Source organism: Enterobacter sp. GD03975, assembly GCF_029838645.1.
GTDB lineage: Bacteria > Pseudomonadota > Gammaproteobacteria > Enterobacterales > Enterobacteriaceae > Enterobacter > Enterobacter quasihormaechei.
The window spans coordinates 19792-38096 of the sequence record NZ_JAOBZC010000014.1; the positions used below are offsets into that span (position 1 = coordinate 19792).

An 18305-nucleotide genomic window follows, 5' to 3' on the forward strand; every position below is an offset into this window, starting at 1 on the left:
TCCCCCTGGAACACATCTCTACCACCACGCTGATCGTCATTCTGGTCATCATGGTGGTCATCTCCGCTTATTTCTCTGGCTCTGAAACCGGCATGATGACGCTGAACCGCTACCGGTTGCGTCATCGGGCCAAGCAGGGTAACCGTGCCGCGCGCCGTGTCGAAAAGCTGCTGCGTAAGCCAGACCGCCTGATTAGCCTGGTGCTTATCGGTAACAACCTGGTCAACATTCTCGCCTCTGCGCTGGGCACCATCGTCGGGATGCGTCTGTACGGCAACGCCGGCGTGGCGATTGCCACAGGGGTGCTCACGTTTGTGGTGCTGGTGTTTGCGGAAGTGCTGCCCAAAACCATCGCGGCGCTTTATCCGGAGAAGGTCGCCTACCCGAGCAGTTTCCTGCTAGCGCCGCTGCTTATTCTGATGATGCCGCTGGTCTGGCTACTGAATATGGTGACCCGCGTCCTGATGCGCATGGTCGGTATCAAGGCCGACGTCACCATCAGCAGCGCGCTGAGTAAAGACGAGCTGCGTACCATCGTGAACGAATCCCGTTCGCAGATCTCCCGCCGCAATCAGGACATGCTCCTGTCGGTTCTGGATCTGGAAAAGGTCAGCGTTGACGACATCATGGTGCCGCGAAACGAAATCGTCGGAATCGATATTAACGATGACTGGAAGGCGATCGTCCGCCAGCTGACGCACTCCCCGCACGGGCGCATCGTGCTCTATCGCGATTCCCTCGACGATGCCATCAGCATGCTGCGCGTGCGCGAGGCCTATCGCCTGATGACCGAGAAAAACGAGTTCACCAAAGAGGTGATGCTGCGCGCCGCCGACGAAATTTACTACGTACCGGAAGGCACGCCGCTCAGCACGCAGCTGGTGAAGTTCCAGCGCAACAAGAAGAAAGTCGGCCTGGTGGTGGATGAATACGGTGACATCCAGGGGCTGGTAACGGTGGAAGATATTCTGGAAGAGATTGTCGGGGACTTTACCACGTCGATGTCGCCTTCCCTTGCAGAAGAGGTTACCCCGCAAAACGACGGGTCAGTGCTTATCGACGGCAGCGCCAACATTCGTGAAATCAATAAAGCGTTCAACTGGCATTTACCAGAAGACGAGGCGCGGACGATGAACGGCATGATTCTGGAAGCGCTGGAAGAGATCCCGGCGGCAGGTACGCGTGTGCGTATTGAACAGTATGATATTGATATTTTGGACGTTCAGGACAACATGATTAAGCAGGTGAAAGTCCTGCCCGTTACGCCACTTCGGGAAAGTATTGCCGAATAGAAGGTAGGCCGGGTGAGGCGAACGCCGCCACCCGGCACTACAGGTAGCAAATTAGGCTTTCGCTTTCGCCACGGTGACCATCGCAGCGCGAATAGTACGACCGTTCAGGGTATACCCTTTCTGCATCACGCCCAGCACGTTACCCGCGGTAACGTCTTCTGACTCGACCATCGCAATGGCCTGGTGAACGTTTGGATCCAGCGGAACATCCGTATCGGCAATCACTTCAACACCGAACTTACGCACCACATCCAGCATGGATTTCAGCGTCAGCTCGATGCCTTCAATCATCGCCGCGTTATCCGGATTAGCTTTATCCGCCACTTCCAGCGCGCGATCCAGGCTGTCGATCACCGGCAGCAGTTCGTTGACGAATTTCTCCAGCGCAAATTTGTGCGCCTTTTCAACGTCCAGCTCGGTACGACGGCGCAGGTTTTCCATTTCCGCTTTGATGCGCAGTACGCCATCGCGTTCGCGATTCTGCGCTTCTACCAGCTGAGCTTCCAGGTTGGCAATTTTTTCATCGCGCGGGTCCACCTGCTCAGCAGACGCGTCTGGCTCTACTGCCTCAACTTCATCGTGCTGTTCCGTGATAATTTCTTCAGGGGCTTGCCCCTCAGGCGTTTTCTGTTCTTTACTACTCATGAATTTCTCCGCGTTTTTCTGCATTCATCTCGCTAACTTCGCTTATTATGGGGATCAGTTTCCTGGATTCAAGGGAACAAGGCAGATTGTCATCATTCATCAGGCACAAGGACCTCCAGAACATGAATAATCATTTCAGGTGTATTGGGATCGTCGGCCATCCGCGTCACCCTACCGCATTGACGACACATGAAATGTTGTATCGCTGGCTGAGTGGTAAAGGCTATGAAGTGATGGTCGAGCAGCAAATCGCCCAGGAGTTGCAGCTTAAAAGCGTCAGAACCGGCACGCTGGCGGAAATTGGCCAGCAGGCAGATCTCGCCGTGGTGGTCGGCGGCGACGGTAATATGCTGGGCGCGGCGCGAACGCTGGCTCGCTATGATATTAAGGTGATTGGTATTAACCGTGGCAATCTCGGTTTCCTGACCGACCTCGATCCGGACAATGCGCAGCAGCAGCTGGCGGACGTGCTGGAAGGCCACTACATCAGTGAAAAACGGTTTTTGCTGGAAGCCCAGGTGTGTCAACAGGACTGCCAGAAGCGCATCAGCACCGCCATTAACGAGGTGGTTCTCCACCCCGGTAAAGTGGCGCACATGATCGAGTTTGAAGTCTATATCGACGAAATCTTCGCGTTCTCGCAGCGGTCTGACGGGCTGATTATTTCAACACCAACGGGCTCAACCGCCTACTCGCTTTCAGCCGGAGGCCCAATCCTGACGCCATCGCTGGATGCGATAACCCTGGTGCCGATGTTCCCGCACACGCTCTCGGCGCGTCCGCTGGTGATCAACGGCGACAGCACCATCCGTCTGCGTTTCTCCCATCGCCGCAGCGACCTGGAGATTAGCTGCGACAGCCAGATTGCGCTTCCTATTCAGGAAGGTGAAGATGTACTCATTCGCCGCTGCGATTACCACCTGAACCTCATTCACCCGAAAGATTACAGCTATTTCAATACATTAAGCTCCAAGCTTGGCTGGTCAAAAAAATTGTTCTGATTTTGTATCCAGCACTTTACTGTATATAAAACCAGTTTATACTGTATGCAAACACAGTTATGGTTTTTCATACAGGAAAACAATTATGCTGGCACAACTGACCATCAGCAACTTTGCCATTGTTCGTGAGCTTGAGATCGACTTCCATAGCGGAATGACGGCGATTACCGGTGAAACCGGCGCAGGTAAATCCATTGCCATTGATGCCCTCGGCTTGTGCCTCGGCGGTCGTGCAGAGGGCGATATGGTGCGCACAGGCGCAGCCCGTGCAGACCTGTGCGCCCGCTTCTCGTTAAAAGACACGCCTGCCGCCCTGCGCTGGCTGGAAGCGAACCAGCTGGAAGACGGACGTGAGTGTTTACTTCGCCGCGTCATCAGCAGTGATGGCCGCTCCCGTGGTTTTATCAACGGCACGGCGGTCCCTCTTTCCCAGCTTCGCGAGCTGGGCCAGTTGCTCATCCAGATCCATGGTCAGCATGCACATCAGCAGTTAATCAAACCCGAACAACAGAAAGCCCTGCTTGATGGCTACGCAGGTGAGTATGCGCTTACTCAACTGATGGCGGAGCACTATCGTCAGTGGCATCAAAGCTGCCGCGAACTTGCGCAGCATCAGCAGCAAAGCCAGGAGCGTACCGCCCGCGCCGAGCTGCTGGAGTATCAGCTGAAAGAGCTGAACGAATTTAACCCGCAGGCGGGGGAATTTGAGCAAATCGACGAGGAGTACAAGCGTCTGGCCAACAGCGGTCAGCTGCTTTCCACCAGCCAGAATGCCCTGAACATGCTGGCAGATGGCGAGGATGTGAACTTGCAGAGCCAGCTGTACAACGTTCGCCAGCTTGTTACCGAGCTGACCGGCATGGACAATAAGCTGTCTGGCGTACTGGAGATGCTCGAAGAGGCCGCGATTCAGATTTCAGAAGCCGGGGATGAACTGCGCCACTACTGTGAACGTCTGGATCTCGACCCGAACCGTCTGTTCGAACTTGAGCAACGTATCTCCCGTCAGATTTCACTGGCGCGTAAGCATCACGTTACTCCGGAAGAACTGCCGAATTACTATCAGTCTCTGCTGGAAGAACAACAACAGCTGGACGATCAGGCCGATTCCCTCGAAACCCTGTCTCTGGCGGTAAATCTGCATCACCAGCAGGCGCTGGAAACGGCGAAACGGCTGCACGACGTGCGCCAGCACTATGCGCTGGAGCTTAGCCAGCACATTACCGACAGCATGCATACGCTGGCGATGCCGCACGGGGTGTTCACCATTGACGTTCGCTTTGAAGAGAATCACCTGACGGCGGAAGGCGCAGACCGCATTGAATTCCGCGTCACCACCAATCCGGGCCAGCCTTTACAGGCGATTTCGAAAGTGGCTTCCGGCGGTGAACTGTCGCGTATCGCCCTGGCCATTCAGGTGATCACCGCCCGTAAGATGGAAACCCCGGCGCTGATTTTCGATGAAGTGGATGTGGGTATCAGCGGCCCGACGGCGGCCGTTGTCGGCAAACTGCTGCGTCAGCTGGGTGAATCGACGCAGGTCATGTGTGTGACACACCTGCCTCAGGTAGCCGGCTGTGGTCATCATCACTTTATCGTCAGTAAAGAAACCGACGGCGAAATGACGGAAACACACATGAAGCCGCTGGATAAACGCGCACGCTTGCAGGAGCTGGCACGCCTGCTCGGGGGCAGTGAGGTCACGCGTAATACGCTCGCGAATGCGAAAGAACTGCTGGCGGCATAAACTTTTTCGGGATCTCAGGGTCATACAGAACAACAAAAACGCCGCAAGACCGGTTTCAAAGTGGGGCAAGGTCTATTATCATCGGCATATTACATATGAGCCGCGTACTGCTCGGGCCCGAAAAGGAATCAAATCACTATGCGCTGTAAAACGCTGACCGCTGCCGCAGCGGTTCTTCTGATGTTGACCGCAGGCTGTTCCACTCTGGAGAAAGTGGTTTACCGTCCTGACATCAACCAGGGGAACTACCTTACCCCTAACGATGTGTCCAAAATCCGTGTGGGAATGACACAACAGCAGGTCGCTTATGCACTGGGAACCCCGATGATGTCCGATCCGTTCGGTACAAATACCTGGTTCTATGTATTCCGCCAGCAGCCTGGTCATGAAGACGTGAGCCAGCAAACCCTGACCCTGACCTTCAGCAGCGCTGGTGTGCTGACCAATATCGACAACAAGCCTGCCCTGACCAAATAATCAGGCGTCAGCAACGCAAAAAGGTGCTCAATGAGCACCTTTTTGTATACGTTTATTGGCTATTTACCGGATTTCTCTGCTCGCTGACGACGCAACTCTTTCGGGTCGGCAATCAGCGGACGATAGATTTCAACCCTGTCGCCCTCTTTCAGCACATCACCGAGCTTAACCGGACGGCTATAAATGCCGACTTTATTCTTCGCCAGATCAATGTCGCTGCGAAGCTCAAGAATGCCGGACGCCAGGATAGCCGCCTCAACGGTGGCACCTTCTTCAAGCGTCACGCGCTGCAAATACTGCTTCTCCGGCAGCGCATACACCACCTCAACAGCAATCTTATGCGACACTGTAGACCTCTTTGGCGCGCGTGGTGAACGCCTGAACCATATTCGAGGCCAGTTCTTTGAAGATACGGCCAAACGCCAGTTCGATCAGCTTATTGGTAAATTCAAAATCCAGATGGAACTCAATGCGGCAGGCGTCTGCGCTCAGCGGCGTAAACTTCCACCCTCCCATCAGTTTTTTAAACGGACCATCCACCAGATGCATCAAAATACTCTGATTGCTCGTCAGGGTATTGCGCGTGGTGAACGTTTTGCTGATCCCCGCTTTGGAGACATCCACGGCCGCAGTCATCTGCGTCGGGCCGGATTCCAGCACCCGGCTCCCGGTGCAACCCGGTATAAATTCCGGATAGGACTGAACGTCGTTCACTAACTGATACATTTGTTCCGCGCTGTAGGGAACAAGCGCAGTACGGCTAATCTGAGGCATAGCATTTTCCATGGTCACACAACAGACAAATAATAACATTTATCACCTGTTAAAAAAACGCTAAGCCTTATCTCGTGCTAAGATAGCGCGTTAGACCTCACAGGACGCAATGAGGTGACTTTTTAAAATCAGATTACCGACGGCTTTACGACACTTATGACGAAGAAAAAAGCACATAAACCTGGTTCGGCGACCATTGCGCTCAACAAGCGTGCTCGCCACGAGTATTTCATCGAAGAAGAATTCGAGGCCGGCCTTGCGTTGCAGGGCTGGGAAGTAAAATCGCTGCGTGCCGGGAAAGCCAACATTGGCGACAGCTACGTGATCCTGAAAGACGGTGAGGCCTTTCTGTTCGGCGCGAACTTCACGCCGCTGACCGTTGCCTCTTCACATTACGTCTGCGATCCAACCCGCACCCGCAAGCTGCTGCTGAACAAGCGCGAACTGGAATCCCTTTACGGACGCATCAACCGTGAAGGCTTTACCGTGGTTGCGCTCTCTTTGTACTGGAAAAACGCCTGGTGCAAAGTGAAAATCGGCGTTGCGAAAGGTAAGAAACAGCACGACAAGCGTACTGACCTGAAAGCACGCGAGTGGCAGCTCGACAAAGCACGTATTATGAAAAACGCAGGACGTTGATTCTGCGCACTTATTGTACTATTCAATAAGTTAGCGTTTCGGGCTGGTATCGAGGAAGTAAAATCTGGTATACTGAGTTCAACACTATTGGGGCTGATTCTGGATTCGACGGGATTTGCGAAACCCAAGGTGCATGCCGAGGGGCGGTTTGCCTCGTTAAAAGCCGCAAAAAAATAGTCGCAAACGACGAAAACTACGCTTTAGCAGCTTAATAACCTGCTAAGAGCCCTCTCTCCCTAGCTTCCGCTCTTAAGACGGGGATCAAAGAGAGGTCAAACCCAAAAGAGATCGCGTGGAAGCCCTGCCTGGGGTTGAAGCGTTAAAACTAATCAGGCTAGTTCGTTAGTGGCGTGTTTGTCCGCAGCTGACGTGCGAATGTAAAGACAAACTAAGCATGTAGTACCGAGGATGTAGAAATTTCGGACGCGGGTTCAACTCCCGCCAGCTCCACCAAAATTCTCCATCGGTGATTACCAGAGTCATCCGATGAAGTCCTAAGAGTCCGCACGGCGCAAGCCCTGCGGGCTTTTTTGTGTCTACCCCCTCCCGCCCAGCACCCCCTCACACGCCAGCGCCAGCATCATCAGCGTCGTCTCATCCTCCTGCACCGATAAAATCTCCATACCCACCGGCACCCCTTTGCGGCTCACGCCGCACGGCAACGTAATTGCCGGCAGACCGCTGATGGCGGCCAGCTCCGGCGCGCAGCCGGGCGGCATCTTCGCCATACTTTCTGGTAATCGTTGAACGGTGGGATACAAAAATCCGTCGATGCGCTGCGCCTCCGCCACACGGCACAAATCCCGCCGCAACTGGCGCTGAAAACGCCGCCCCGCCAGCCAGAGCGGGGTTTTCAGCATATCACAGGCCAGCATCTGCTTAAGAAACGGCGCGAACTCCGGCAGAAAAGCGCCTGAAGCCACAATTTCCGTGAGTCCTGACGGTGCACCGGGCTGTTTGCTGAGCCAATTGTCCATTGCGACGCGAAATTCATACACGCTCAGACAGGTTGCCTGTCTGACGTCGTTCAGGAAAGGTAATGACGTCTCCACCAGCGTCGCTCCGGCACGGCGCAACGTGTGCAGCGCCGACTGCCAGACCTCCAGCTGTACCTCATCCTCTCCCTGTAACGCGGTCACCACGCCAAAGCGAATGCCTTTCAGCGAACGCACAGGAAGCGCTACTGGCGACAGACCATGGATGACCGCATGCAACAAGGCGGCATCTTCAACGCTATGTACCATGGGTCCAACGGTATCTTTGCTGGGCGAAAGCGGCGCAACGCCGTCCAGCTGTGAACGGCGAAAGGCAGGCCGTAGCCCCACCAGCCCGGTATAGCTACAGGGAATGCGGACAGAGCCGCCGGTATCGGTTCCCAGCGCGCCCTCAGCCATTCCAGCCGCCACCGCCGCGGCGCATCCTCCGCTGGAACCTCCGGCGGTTAATGTCGGGCAACGCGGATTCGCCACATCGCCCCCCAGCGAGCTTCGCGATCGCACGTCAAAGGCAAACTCGGACATATTGGCCCTGGCGAGGATAATCGCCCCGGCCCGGCGCAGCCGCTGTATGACCCGCGCATCCGTCGTTGCGCCAAGGGAGGCCAGCGCCCGGCAGCCAAGGGTAATGGGCATCGGCGCGCAGGCAATATTATCTTTGACGATCAACGGAATACCGTGCAGGGGGCCGACAGGCTCCCCGCGTCGACGCTGTTGCTGACGCTGTTCCGCCTGAGACATGGCGTCAGGGTTAACTCCGAGGATCGCGTTGAGCGCCCGGTGCTGCTGTATGACGTCGAGACGGCGGGCAATTTCCTCCGGACAGTCGTCTGGCGGTATCAGGCGCTTCATAGTCTCAGGCTCCCCGTGCTGGTAGCCGGGCAGAAGGCTGCCCGGGATACGTTTTAGTCCCGCAAACCGGTGGTAATCGCGTCAATGTCCTGCGGACGCAAACGAATTTCCGCCGCCCGCCGGTGCCCCTGCATCCCCTCGGTACGGCTCTGGCGGATCGCGGGTTCGGCAATCGCCGGGATGCCCTGCTCGTCAATCCACTGATGGGTACAGACTTTGACGTATGCCCCCACCCACAGACCGCCGGTATAGCGTGCCGCCGCCATCGTCGGTAGCGTATGGTTGGTGCCGCAACATTTATCAGAGAACACCACGCTGGCGTTCTGACCAATAAACAGCGAGCCATAGTTGCGGATCTTCGCCGCCGTCGCGTGCGGACCGCGGGTATGCACCTGCAAATGCTCCGTCGCCATATGGTCAGCAAAAGCAATCAGCTGCGCTTCATCTTCGCAAAGCACAATCTCACCCTGCCGACGCCACGCCTCGCCCGCGGTGGCCGCCGTAGGCAGGCTGGCAAGCTGCCGCTCAACCTCCGCCAGGGTACGCTCAGCAATATCCCGGCTGGTCGTCGCCAGCCCAACGCGGGTGTGAATATCGTGCTCTGCCTGCGCCAGCATATCGGCGGCGAGAATGCGCGGGTCGGCGCTGTCGTCCGCGACAGTGAAAATCTCGCTTGGTCCGGCGAGGGCATCAATGCCGACTTTACCAAACACCTGGCGTTTCGCTTCGTTCACGAAGGCATTCCCGGGCCCAACGATTTTGTCCACCGACGGAATGCTCTCCGTTCCCCAGGCCATAGCCGCAATGGCCTGCGCGCCGCCCACTTTGAAAATGCGGTGTGCGCCCGCCAGATGGCAAACTGCAATCATCGCAGGATGGGCGCCCGGGGGCAGACAGGCGATAATCTGTTCACAGCCCGCCACCGTCGCAGGGACAATCGACATCACCGGCGCGGAAAGAATCGGATACCGCCCACCCGGCACGTAGCAGCCCACCGTCTGTATCGGAATGATCCGATGACCGAGATGCACGCCGGGCAGCGTCTCTACCTCCAGCGGCTGCATGGTCGCCAGCTGCGCCTGCGCAAAACGACGCACCTGATTAATGGCAAACTCACTGTCGCGACGCGTCTGGGCATCCATCCCCGCCAGCGCTTCGGCGATCTCCTGCTCGCTCACTTCAAACTGCGCCGGCACGACCTGATCAAACTGCTGTGAAAAGGCTCTCAGCGCCGCGTCGCCTTCGGTTTTCACGCGCTCGATGATGGTGCTGACCTTCTCCGTCAGCGAACGATCGGCCTGTGCATCCTGCCCCTGTGGGCGCTTAATCCAGCTCACCTGATTTAACATTTACGCGTCCTCCATCTGGCCGAGTTTGATTTGCGCCAGCAGCGCCAGGTGATCGTAAACAACCCATTCATCAATAATTTTGCCGTTGACGATGTGGTAGTGCGACATCCCCATTACGAACAGCCGCTCTCCGGTCGGTTTGCCCAGTTCGCCGTAGCCCAGGTGATGCCCTTCGATGATCCAGCGAACGGCGACTTTGACCCCACCCTCGTCGCACGGGTTGGAACAGATATGCTGCGGCAGCCACGCGCCATCAGGGATCATCCCCACCAGCGCCAGCGTCTGATGCGTTACCGCCGCAGTGCCGTAAAGCTCTTTCATCAGCGGGCCATGCCACTGTACGTTCGGGGCGTAAATCTCTTTGATTTTTCCGAACATCCGACGGTTGTAGATCTCATGCAGCCAGCGCAGGCACTGCTCTTCCGTATCGGTATGCGCAATGGAAACATCGCACTCCATCTCCGGCGGATATTGTCCCAGCATGCGGCCGTTTTCGCCGATATCCATCACGCGAAAGCCTTTATCAAACTGCTCTTTTGCCATATTAAACGCGATCTGATCGGTGTTCAGGCCGAGCTGTTTCATCAACGACATGTTGTCGCTGACCACCCACTCCCGGTAAATTTTATTCTCGTGGATCATGCAATCCGCTACGGTACGCGTGACAAACGTGCGGTTTGTCGGCTTGCCTAAATGGCTGTGCTGGGTATGCCGCCCGCTTCCCGTCACCAGGTGAGAGGTATAAAAGCCGTCAACATCATTCCCGTTCCAGATAACCTGCGTTGCCATTCCGCGCCGTTCCGGGAAGGCAATTAAGCGTTGCAGCGTATCCTGCACCACCTGCTCGCGGTTATATAATATGCCCAGCGCGTTATACAGCACGCAGTTATGGGTATAATGAGAATAAATTAAGCCGACGTCGCGCTCGTCCCATATTTTATGGGTGCAGCGAACAATATAATCGACAATATCGGTATAGCAGTCATCAAAACCGCGTAATGATTGCACGCGGGGACGTTTTTCCGGTACCAGATCGACAAAATCACGGCGTTCTACCTGTAATACGGGCTCCTCTTTAAGCCCTTTCACACTGCTTTTTTCGGGTACGGCTGGTGCTTTATTTGTTGCTTCGGTGGAAGACATATAAACTCCTGCTCTGTTTTCAGACAATAAAAACCCGCACCCATGAGTGTGGGTGAAAGAAACATGGATATATTTGCAGCCAGAATAAGGGGGCTGCCGCCCCGTTAATTAAATAGTTGCGACCAAATCGTTAATTCATCGATCCCCAGATATTCTCGGAAAATTAAACCATCACGTAATTCAAGCTGACTGATGCCGGTTATTGATACGGGCTTACGGGTTGGCGCGCCAAATTTGCCGTAACCGTCATGCCAGGTTAATAACGACCAGCGCAGGGAAAGCCGAATGGGTTCGTTAGGATCTTTGCGCACAATCAGATGATGAAGCTGCGTTTCGCTGTCGGCAAACGACGCGCGGTAGCCGGAAAGCTGTGCGCCAATGTCCTGTTCACCCGTGCAGAGGCAGTGGCCCGGCGCGTACAGCGTCGCCGCCGGATGATAAAGACCGGGCACCACGCCGCTGTTGCCGCCCGCCCACATGGTTAAGTAGCGCTCAATCACGCCTGCCAGGGCCCCTTCCACATCGTCGCCCTCGGGTCCGCCCGCCCAGCGGGCATCCAGCGTCTCAGCAGAGACCGCCTCAAGCCCTAGCTGCTGGCGCATTGTCGCCAGGTTAAAGGCAAATTCCCGGACATCCAGCCCCAGCTGCGCCACAATCGCGGCACGATCCTGAAGCAGCCATTCCTGGCGGACGGCGCCCTCAACACAGATGCGATCCGCCCAGGTGCGGACCCAGACATTTTTCCCGGTAGGTGGACCGAAAAAGCCCTCCCCCTGGTGCTGAATTCGCGCCACGGTGCGCTGCGCCGCATAGTACTCGTCTCCCGGATTTTGGCTGCACAGGATGTCCTCCGTCAGTACAGACCGTTGCGGAAAACTGTGCATCGCCTCAAGCGTAAGGCGCATAAACTGGGAAAGTTCATGCAGCTGTTTTTCCGGCGTAGTGAAGACCACCGGCGTGGCGTAAAAATCCGCCAGCTGGCCGATATCTTTCTGCTCCCATACCACGTGCGTCAGCGTCAAAATGAACTGCTGGATAGAGTCGAATTGAGGGCTGAACCCCCGCAATCTGGTCATGTGCGCTCCTTAGACTGGAATAGCGTTAAACCATTGGTTTCGATAACGCCGCTGCGTGGACGACGCGCCGAATGGCGTATCACCAGCGTACCGGGCACCGTAATCTGTTCTGGCTCTATGGTTCCGCTGTCAATTTGCTTCATTAACAGCTCTACCGTGGCATCCACCATCGCGCCTACCGGCTGCGACGCCGAGGTCAACGCATAAGAGGGCCAGCCGGAAGGGCCAATATCGTCATACCCGACAACAGAGACCTCATCCGGGATGCGCAAACCAAATTCATAGCGCGCCACGTCCATCACCGTGACGGCCATATGATCGTTGGCGACAAAGACCGCATCCGGCGCGGGCGATGCCGAAAACAGGGCATAGGCTGCCCGGGTCGTTTGCTGAACGTCGTAATTGCCGTGCACAACCCGCACATCGGTGATGCCATGCTCTTCGAGCGCAGAGATGAATCCGCGCTGGCGGGCAATATTGACCGGAGAGTCGGCCACGCCGCCCACATAAGCAAAACGCTGATGCTCCCCCGCCAGCAGAAACTCGGCAATCTGCCGCGCCGCCGCTTCGTTATTGCTGTTGACGCTGGAAGCCATGCCGCTCTCTTCACTGCGGTTAAACAGCACTACCGGTATTCCGGCGGCGAGGCACTCTTCAGATAACTCCAGGGACAGCGTCACCGAGGCCAGCACTATGCCGTCCACCCGGTACTGCATGATCTGGTCAAAAATACGATCAACGTTGCCTTCACGATCGCCGACGAACAGCAGCAGGTGGTAGTTCAGCGTATCCAGTTTTTGCGCCAGCGCCTCAAGCACCTGCGAGTAAAAGGGATTATCAAAGTAAGAAATGACGACACCGATAATGCGCGAACGCGCCGTGTTGAGCGAACGGGCTATCGCGTTTGGCCGATAGCCCAGCTCCCGCGCCGCTTTCAGCACTTTTTCACGCGTCGCTGGCGCAATACTGGCTCCCGGCGTGAACGTTCGCGACACCGCAGATTGCGATACCCCTGCCAGCTGGGCAACCTGTTGGGATGTGACTGCTGCAAAAGTCTTACGTTTCATTACCCCTGATTCCTTTTCAATTCCCAACCCCTTTCTGACGTGTTCAACCGCCTTAGCAAGTGGGTGTTTTTTATACTTACACCACCTTTGCATGCGTATGCAACACAAAAAATTAAAATTCTCACAACAAGATCGAGATCACTTTACAAACTTGAAACCTTTTCGTAACTTCAAATCTTGAATACGTATGCAAAGTGTTTTCATACCGTCAATGGTACCGGAGAGAACAGGAGTCGCCCAAAGGACTGAACCGGTAAACGTCGTCCCTGACTGGTTATAACCCATTACTTCTCAAGAGGTTCAAAACCATGTTTCAAGCACTGTTACGCCGTCGTGAAGCCCGGCTCTTCTTTATCATCAGTATCCTGTTCTTCATCTGTATTCACAGCATTGATGCCTTCCTGGCCCCCATGATGATTAATCAGGGCATTGAACCGCAGATTATGGGCATCATCATGGGCGCATCCGGGCTGGCAACCCTTCTGATACGCTTCCCGCTCGGCATTATTTCCGACGTGGTGAAAAGTCGCAGGATCTTTATCCAGATTGGCCTGCTGTTACCGATTATCGCCTGGCCTGTTGCCTGGCTTGAGCCCAACGCCATTACGCTGTATCTGGCGAAAGCGGCAGACGGCGTCACGGCGGCGACCTGGGTGCTGTACAACATCTTGTTCATGCGTTACTTCGGCCGCAATGAAGCCCCTGCCGCCGTCGCACTGCTGGCGCTGGCCGGGCCCATCGGCGTCTTTCTCGGCAACTGTATTGGTGCGGTACTGATTCACTATTTCGCCAATAACATCGCCTTTTTTGTTTCCTGCATCTCCGCTCTGGTGGCATTGTTCCTGACAACCCGCATCCAGGACGTGCACGACCCGGTGCAGGCCCCCACGCTTAAGGCCTGCATTACCGGCGCGCGTCAGCAGCTGGCCGACCGTTCCGTCTGGCTGATCGGTATCCTGGCCACCATCGTGATTCTGGTGCCCTTCGCCACCCGCGACACGCTGACGCCGGTCTATGCCGAGCAGCTCGGCGCCCGGGCGGGGATCCTCGCCGTGCTGGGTAACATTCATCTTCTGTTTTACGGTCTGGCCATTGCCCTGTGCAGCTCGGTGTTTTATCAGCGCCTTGGGCTGGTAAAAACCGCCGTGCTCGGCATTGTTTTACAGGTGATCTCCACCTTCGGCATTCCCTTCACCAGCAATATCTATGTCATTTACCTGTGGCAGGCGCTGGCGGGGTTCTCGTTCGGCATGGCCTTTGCCGCTTTTATGTCACTCAGCGTGGTGAATACTACCTCTGACGAACAATCCACGCGAATGGGACTCTTCCAGACCATTTATTCCTGCGGCATGTTTGTCGGGCCGGTGATGATGGGCGTAATGATGCAACATATTAATCTGTCCTCCGGTTATATATTAATTGCCGCCCTGTCTGTTATTGCCGCCATTGCCACACCGCTGTCCGCACGCTGGGTATATGCCCGTAAAGCACAAACGTCATCCCAGTTATTAAATAACGGTGCGTACGCCGCCGCGCCGGATCAATAGCCCACTCTAAAGTAAACACCCTGTCCCGGCTCGCTGGGAGGATAACTGACATCTTAAAAAGGTAAGGAGAAGCGTGTGTCCTGGAAATTAAAAACCGGTAAATCTACCGAAGAACGCCAGCAGGCCAATCAGCAAATAAGAGAAACGGTTGAGCACATACTGGCGGATATTGAAAAACGCGGAAATAAAGCCATTCGCGAACTATCCATTAAATTCGATCGCTATGACCGTCAGGATTATCGTCTGACGCCTGCGGAGATCGACCGCTGTATTAAACAGTTAAGCCGCCAGGATATTCAGGATATTGAATTTGCCCAACAGCAGGTGGCGAATTTTGCCCGCGCGCAGAAAGAATGTCTGCGGGATCTGGAAATTGAAACGCGTCCCGGCGTTATTCTCGGGCATAAAAATATTCCGATAAACGCCGTAGGATGTTATGTGCCTGGCGGAAAATATCCCCTGCTGGCCTCCGCACACATGTCGATCATCACCGCCAGCGTGGCGGGCTGCTCAAGGATCATCAGCTGCGCGCCGCCGTTTAACGGCGAACCCGCTCCCGCCATTGTCGCGGCGCAAAAAATGGCCGGGGCAACGGAAATCTACGCCCTTGGCGGCATTCAGGCGATTGGCGCCATGGCGCTGGGCACCGACTCGTTAGCGCCGGTCGACATGCTGGTCGGGCCCGGTAACGCTTTCGTCGCGGAGGCCAAACGCCAGCTGTTTGGTCGGGTAGGTATTGACCTGTTTGCCGGTCCGACGGAAACGCTGGTGATTGCCGATGACACCGTCGATGCAGAAATGTGCGCCACGGACCTGTTGGGCCAGGCCGAACATGGCGTCACTACGCCCGCCATCCTGCTGACCAACTCACTCCAGCTTGCCCAAGAGACGCTCGTTGAAGTAGAGCGGCTGCTGGAAAAACTCCCAACCGCCGACATTGCCCGTCAGTCCTGGCAGGACTACGGCGAAATCATCGTCTGCGACAGCTACGACGAGATGCTGCTGGAGGCGGATCGCATTGCTTCCGAGCACGTGCAGGTGATGACCGACCGGGACGACTGGTTCCTCGCCAACCTGACCAATTACGGTGCCCTGTTCCTTGGCCAACGCACCAACGTGGCCTATGGCGATAAGGTGATCGGCACCAACCACACGCTGCCGACGCAAAAAGCCGCACGCTATACCGGCGGCCTGTGGGTAGGTAAGTTCATGAAAACCTGCACCTTCCAGAAAGTGCTTAGCGACGAAGCGACGGCCGAAATCGGCAGCTATTGTTCCCGTCTCTCGCTGCTGGAAGGATTCGCGGGGCATGCCGAGCAGGCCAATATTCGCGTACGCCGTTACGGCCAGACCGAGGTGCCTTACGCCATGCCTGCCCCGGTTCGGGAAAAGGTGTGATCCATGACGCTACCGCAAACGCCTTCTTTTTATCTACACGGCAAACGCGCGCTGGTCACCGGCGGCTCCAGAGGAATCGGTTTTGCCGCCGCCGTTGCGCTCGCGCAGGCGGGCGCAGAGGTATGGATTGCCGCCCGGGACCGCGATGCGCTGGAAAGCGCCGCGAGTCTGGCCGCAGCGCACCAGCTTGTTCTCCATCCGGTAGTGCTGGACATCACCCAACCCCATGACGTTGAGCGCGTGCTGGCAAACCTGCCGGATGTCGACATTCTGGTGAACAGCGCCGGGCTGGCACGTCACCAGCCTTTCCTTGAGGTCAGTGAAGAAAATTTCGATGCGGTGATGGCGCTTAATCTGCGCGCCACCTTTTTTGTCAGCCAGCGTGTCGCCAGGCGAATACGGGCGGGTGGTAAAGGCGGGTCGATCATACACATCTCTTCACAAATGGGACACGTTGGTGGCCCGGAGCGTAGCGTGTACTGCGCATCCAAGTTCGCCCTTGAAGGGTTAACCCGAACGATGGCGCTGGAGCTGGGCGATGCGGGGATTCGGGTCAATACGCTGTGCCCGACCTTCATTGAAACCGACCTGTCACGTTCGTCGCTCTCCGATCCGGCATTCCGCCACTACGTGCTGGACAAGATCGCGCTGCGCCGTTTAGGCAGGCTGGAAGACATTATGGGTCCGGTGGTCTTTCTCGCCTCAGATGCCGCCGCGCTGATCACCGGCAGCGCGCTGATGGTTGACGGCGGCTGGACGGCAACGTGAGGGACACCATGCACTATCCGCTTCTGGACAATACCGATCTGCCGCTGGTGCTGCTTGGCGGTACTCTCTGTAACGCCAGGCTCTGGCAGCCTGTTACTGAACGGCTGAACGTGACGACGGTGTTGAGCATCACCCTGACGGGCGCAGAGTCTGCTAAGCAGGCGTCAGAGCGGCTGTTAGGCATGCTGCCACCGCGCTTTCTGCTGGCGGGCTTTTCTCTCGGCGCGATTGTCGCGCTGCAAATCGCCGCCGACGCGCCAGAAAGACTGAACGGGCTGACGCTGATTTCCGCTAATCCGTTGCCCGTTGCGCCAGACACCCTCGCTTCACGCCGGGAAGCGGTACGAGCCGCACGGGCGCTGGGCGTGGCCGACTGGCTGGCATCCTCTCTTTGGCAGAGTTATGTCGCCCCGTCACGTCTGTCCGATCACCCCCTGCAAGAGGTGATTTGCCGAATGGCGCAGGAGTGCGGCATTGAGACCTTTGCGCGGCAAACCGACATAGCCATTCACCGGCAGGATAACCGGGCGGCGTGGAGCGCCCTCACCTGCCCGACATTGCTTCTAAACGGCGCGCAGGACGTTATCTGCACGCCCCATCATCATCAGCTCCTGGCAGCAGGCAACCCGAACGTGACCTGGCATACGGTGGAGGCTGGCGGGCATTTTATACCGCTGGAAGCCCCGGATGAGATCGCGCCGCTGCTGCGCCAGTGGATAACGGAGTGCATACAGTGCGTAACAACAAACTAAAGACTGCATTTCGGGAAAATACCCCGATCGTTAACGGCTGGCTGGCGATCCCGTCCGGCTACAGCGCGGAAATTATGGGCCATCAGGGCTACGACGCCGTCACCGTCGATTTGCAGCACGGCATGATTGATTTTGCCAGCGCGTTGTCGATGCTACAGGCGCTATCGGCCACGCCTGCCGTGCCGCTGGTGCGGGTGGCAGATAACGATCCGGCGCAAATCATGCGCGTCCTGGACGCCGGTGCGTACGGCGTAATCTGCCCGATGATCTCCAGCGCGGAACAGGCCCGCCGTTTTGTCGCCGCCTGTCGTTATCCGCCGCTGGGCGTTCGTTCCTTTGGCCCGGCCAGAGGACTACTGTACGGCGGCAGTGATTATCCCCAGCACGCTAACGACGAGATCCTGACGCTGGCGATGATCGAAACCCGCGAAGGGCTGGCGGATCTTGACGCCATCCTTGATACCGACGGACTGGACGGCGTGTTTATTGGCCCCAATGACCTCTCACTGACGCTGACCGGCAGCGCCAGCGCCGAATCACGGCATTCGGAAATGGTTGCCGCCATCGAACGGGTGATCGACCGCTGCCGCCAGAAGCAGAAGATTGCCGGGATTTTCTGTACCTCCGGCGCGGCTGCCGCTGCGCGTATTGAACAGGGGTTCCAGTTTGTCACCCCCGCGAACGATGTCATGCAGTTGGGTCGCGCCTCACGTGAAGCCATTGCCCTCGCACGCGGCAACGCTATCCCTCACACCGGTGCATCCGGTTATTAAAAGGAGAAAT

Annotated in this window: 18 protein-coding genes and 1 other RNA gene; 11 read left to right on the plus strand and 8 right to left on the minus strand. The window is 56.5% G+C overall.

Annotated features, from left to right (window positions below):
• The first annotated feature begins 5 nt into the window (after positions 1 to 5).
• On the plus strand, positions 6 to 1292 hold the full coding sequence (locus N5C09_RS18335; RefSeq protein ID WP_063450050.1) for an HlyC/CorC family transporter: 1287 nt from the start codon (positions 6 to 8) through the stop codon (positions 1290 to 1292).
• 51 nt (positions 1293 to 1343) lie between these two features.
• Here N5C09_RS18335 and grpE read toward each other — a convergent pair whose 3' ends face one another.
• A complete protein-coding gene (gene grpE / locus N5C09_RS18340; protein WP_063865224.1) occupies positions 1344 to 1937 on the minus strand; it encodes a nucleotide exchange factor GrpE in 594 nt (197 codons plus the stop codon).
• 122 nt (positions 1938 to 2059) lie between these two features.
• Between grpE and nadK the strand changes: the two genes are divergently transcribed.
• The 3 genes from nadK to bamE all read left to right on the plus strand — a co-directional run bounded on the left by nadK (position 2060) and on the right by bamE (position 5162).
• On the plus strand, positions 2060 to 2938 hold the full coding sequence (nadK, locus tag N5C09_RS18345; protein WP_063450052.1) for an NAD(+) kinase: 879 nt from the start codon (positions 2060 to 2062) through the stop codon (positions 2936 to 2938).
• Between the two features lie 85 nt (positions 2939 to 3023).
• On the plus strand, positions 3024 to 4685 hold the full coding sequence (gene recN / locus N5C09_RS18350) for a DNA repair protein RecN (RefSeq protein ID WP_063450053.1): 1662 nt from the start codon (positions 3024 to 3026) through the stop codon (positions 4683 to 4685).
• A 138-nt stretch (positions 4686 to 4823) separates the two neighbouring features.
• Positions 4824 to 5162: an outer membrane protein assembly factor BamE gene (gene bamE / locus N5C09_RS18355; protein WP_063450054.1), complete on the plus strand. Its 339-nt coding sequence runs from the start codon at positions 4824 to 4826 to the stop codon at positions 5160 to 5162.
• Between the two features lie 59 nt (positions 5163 to 5221).
• On the opposite strand, the gene N5C09_RS18360 is transcribed toward bamE, so the two are convergent.
• Both N5C09_RS18360 and N5C09_RS18365 read right to left on the minus strand, forming a co-directional pair.
• Entirely contained in the window at positions 5222 to 5509 is a 288-nt protein-coding gene (locus N5C09_RS18360) for an RnfH family protein (protein WP_131637726.1), read from the minus strand.
• Positions 5499 to 5936, minus strand: a complete 438-nt coding sequence (locus N5C09_RS18365) for a type II toxin-antitoxin system RatA family toxin (protein ID WP_003863117.1) — start codon at positions 5934 to 5936, stop codon at positions 5499 to 5501. The genes N5C09_RS18360 and N5C09_RS18365 overlap by 11 nt, the downstream gene beginning before the upstream one ends.
• Positions 5937 to 6092: 156 nt before the next feature.
• Here N5C09_RS18365 and smpB point away from each other — a divergent pair, with 156 nt between their 5' ends.
• Both smpB and ssrA read left to right on the plus strand, forming a co-directional pair.
• Positions 6093 to 6575 carry an SsrA-binding protein SmpB gene (smpB, locus tag N5C09_RS18370; protein ID WP_003863115.1) on the plus strand — a complete coding sequence of 161 codons (483 nt, stop codon included), beginning with the start codon at positions 6093 to 6095 and terminating at the stop codon, positions 6573 to 6575.
• An 89-nt stretch (positions 6576 to 6664) separates the two neighbouring features.
• Positions 6665 to 7028: a transfer-messenger RNA gene (gene ssrA / locus N5C09_RS18375) on the plus strand.
• An 83-nt stretch (positions 7029 to 7111) separates the two neighbouring features.
• Here ssrA and N5C09_RS18380 read toward each other — a convergent pair.
• The 5 genes from N5C09_RS18380 to N5C09_RS18400 form a co-directional block, all read right to left on the minus strand.
• Positions 7112 to 8422, minus strand: a complete 1311-nt coding sequence (locus tag N5C09_RS18380; protein ID WP_279749607.1) for an amidase family protein — start codon at positions 8420 to 8422, stop codon at positions 7112 to 7114.
• Positions 8423 to 8475: 53 nt separating this feature from the next.
• Positions 8476 to 9771, minus strand: a complete 1296-nt coding sequence (gene hisD / locus N5C09_RS18385) for a histidinol dehydrogenase (protein ID WP_279749608.1) — start codon at positions 9769 to 9771, stop codon at positions 8476 to 8478.
• Entirely contained in the window at positions 9772 to 10914 is a 1143-nt protein-coding gene (locus tag N5C09_RS18390) for an ester cyclase (RefSeq protein ID WP_279749609.1), read from the minus strand. It abuts the gene before it with no gap.
• 104 nt (positions 10915 to 11018) lie between these two features.
• A complete protein-coding gene (locus N5C09_RS18395) occupies positions 11019 to 11990 on the minus strand; it encodes a nuclear transport factor 2 family protein (RefSeq protein WP_279749610.1) in 972 nt (323 codons plus the stop codon).
• A complete protein-coding gene (locus N5C09_RS18400; RefSeq protein WP_279749611.1) occupies positions 11987 to 13057 on the minus strand; it encodes a LacI family DNA-binding transcriptional regulator in 1071 nt (356 codons plus the stop codon). The genes N5C09_RS18395 and N5C09_RS18400 overlap by 4 nt, the downstream gene beginning before the upstream one ends.
• 308 nt (positions 13058 to 13365) lie before the next feature.
• Here N5C09_RS18400 and N5C09_RS18405 point away from each other — a divergent pair, with 308 nt between their 5' ends.
• The 5 genes from N5C09_RS18405 (at position 13366) to N5C09_RS18425 (ending at position 18295) form a co-directional block, all read left to right on the plus strand.
• Positions 13366 to 14604: an MFS transporter gene (locus N5C09_RS18405; RefSeq protein WP_279749612.1), complete on the plus strand. Its 1239-nt coding sequence runs from the start codon at positions 13366 to 13368 to the stop codon at positions 14602 to 14604.
• Positions 14605 to 14679: 75 nt separating this feature from the next.
• Positions 14680 to 16002 carry a histidinol dehydrogenase gene (gene hisD / locus N5C09_RS18410; RefSeq protein WP_279749613.1) on the plus strand — a complete coding sequence of 441 codons (1323 nt, stop codon included), beginning with the start codon at positions 14680 to 14682 and terminating at the stop codon, positions 16000 to 16002.
• Between the two features lie 3 nt (positions 16003 to 16005).
• The gene (locus N5C09_RS18415) at positions 16006 to 16770 is read left to right on the plus strand and encodes an SDR family oxidoreductase (RefSeq protein ID WP_279749614.1); all 765 of its coding nucleotides are present in this window, start codon (positions 16006 to 16008) and stop codon (positions 16768 to 16770) included.
• Positions 16771 to 16778: 8 nt separating this feature from the next.
• On the plus strand, positions 16779 to 17522 hold the full coding sequence (locus tag N5C09_RS18420; RefSeq protein WP_279749615.1) for an alpha/beta hydrolase: 744 nt from the start codon (positions 16779 to 16781) through the stop codon (positions 17520 to 17522).
• Complete coding sequence (locus N5C09_RS18425; RefSeq protein ID WP_279749616.1) at positions 17504 to 18295, plus strand: aldolase/citrate lyase family protein; 792 nt, start codon at positions 17504 to 17506, stop codon at positions 18293 to 18295. Before N5C09_RS18420 ends, N5C09_RS18425 begins: the two co-directional genes overlap by 19 nt.
• Positions 18296 to 18305 lie beyond the last annotated feature (10 nt).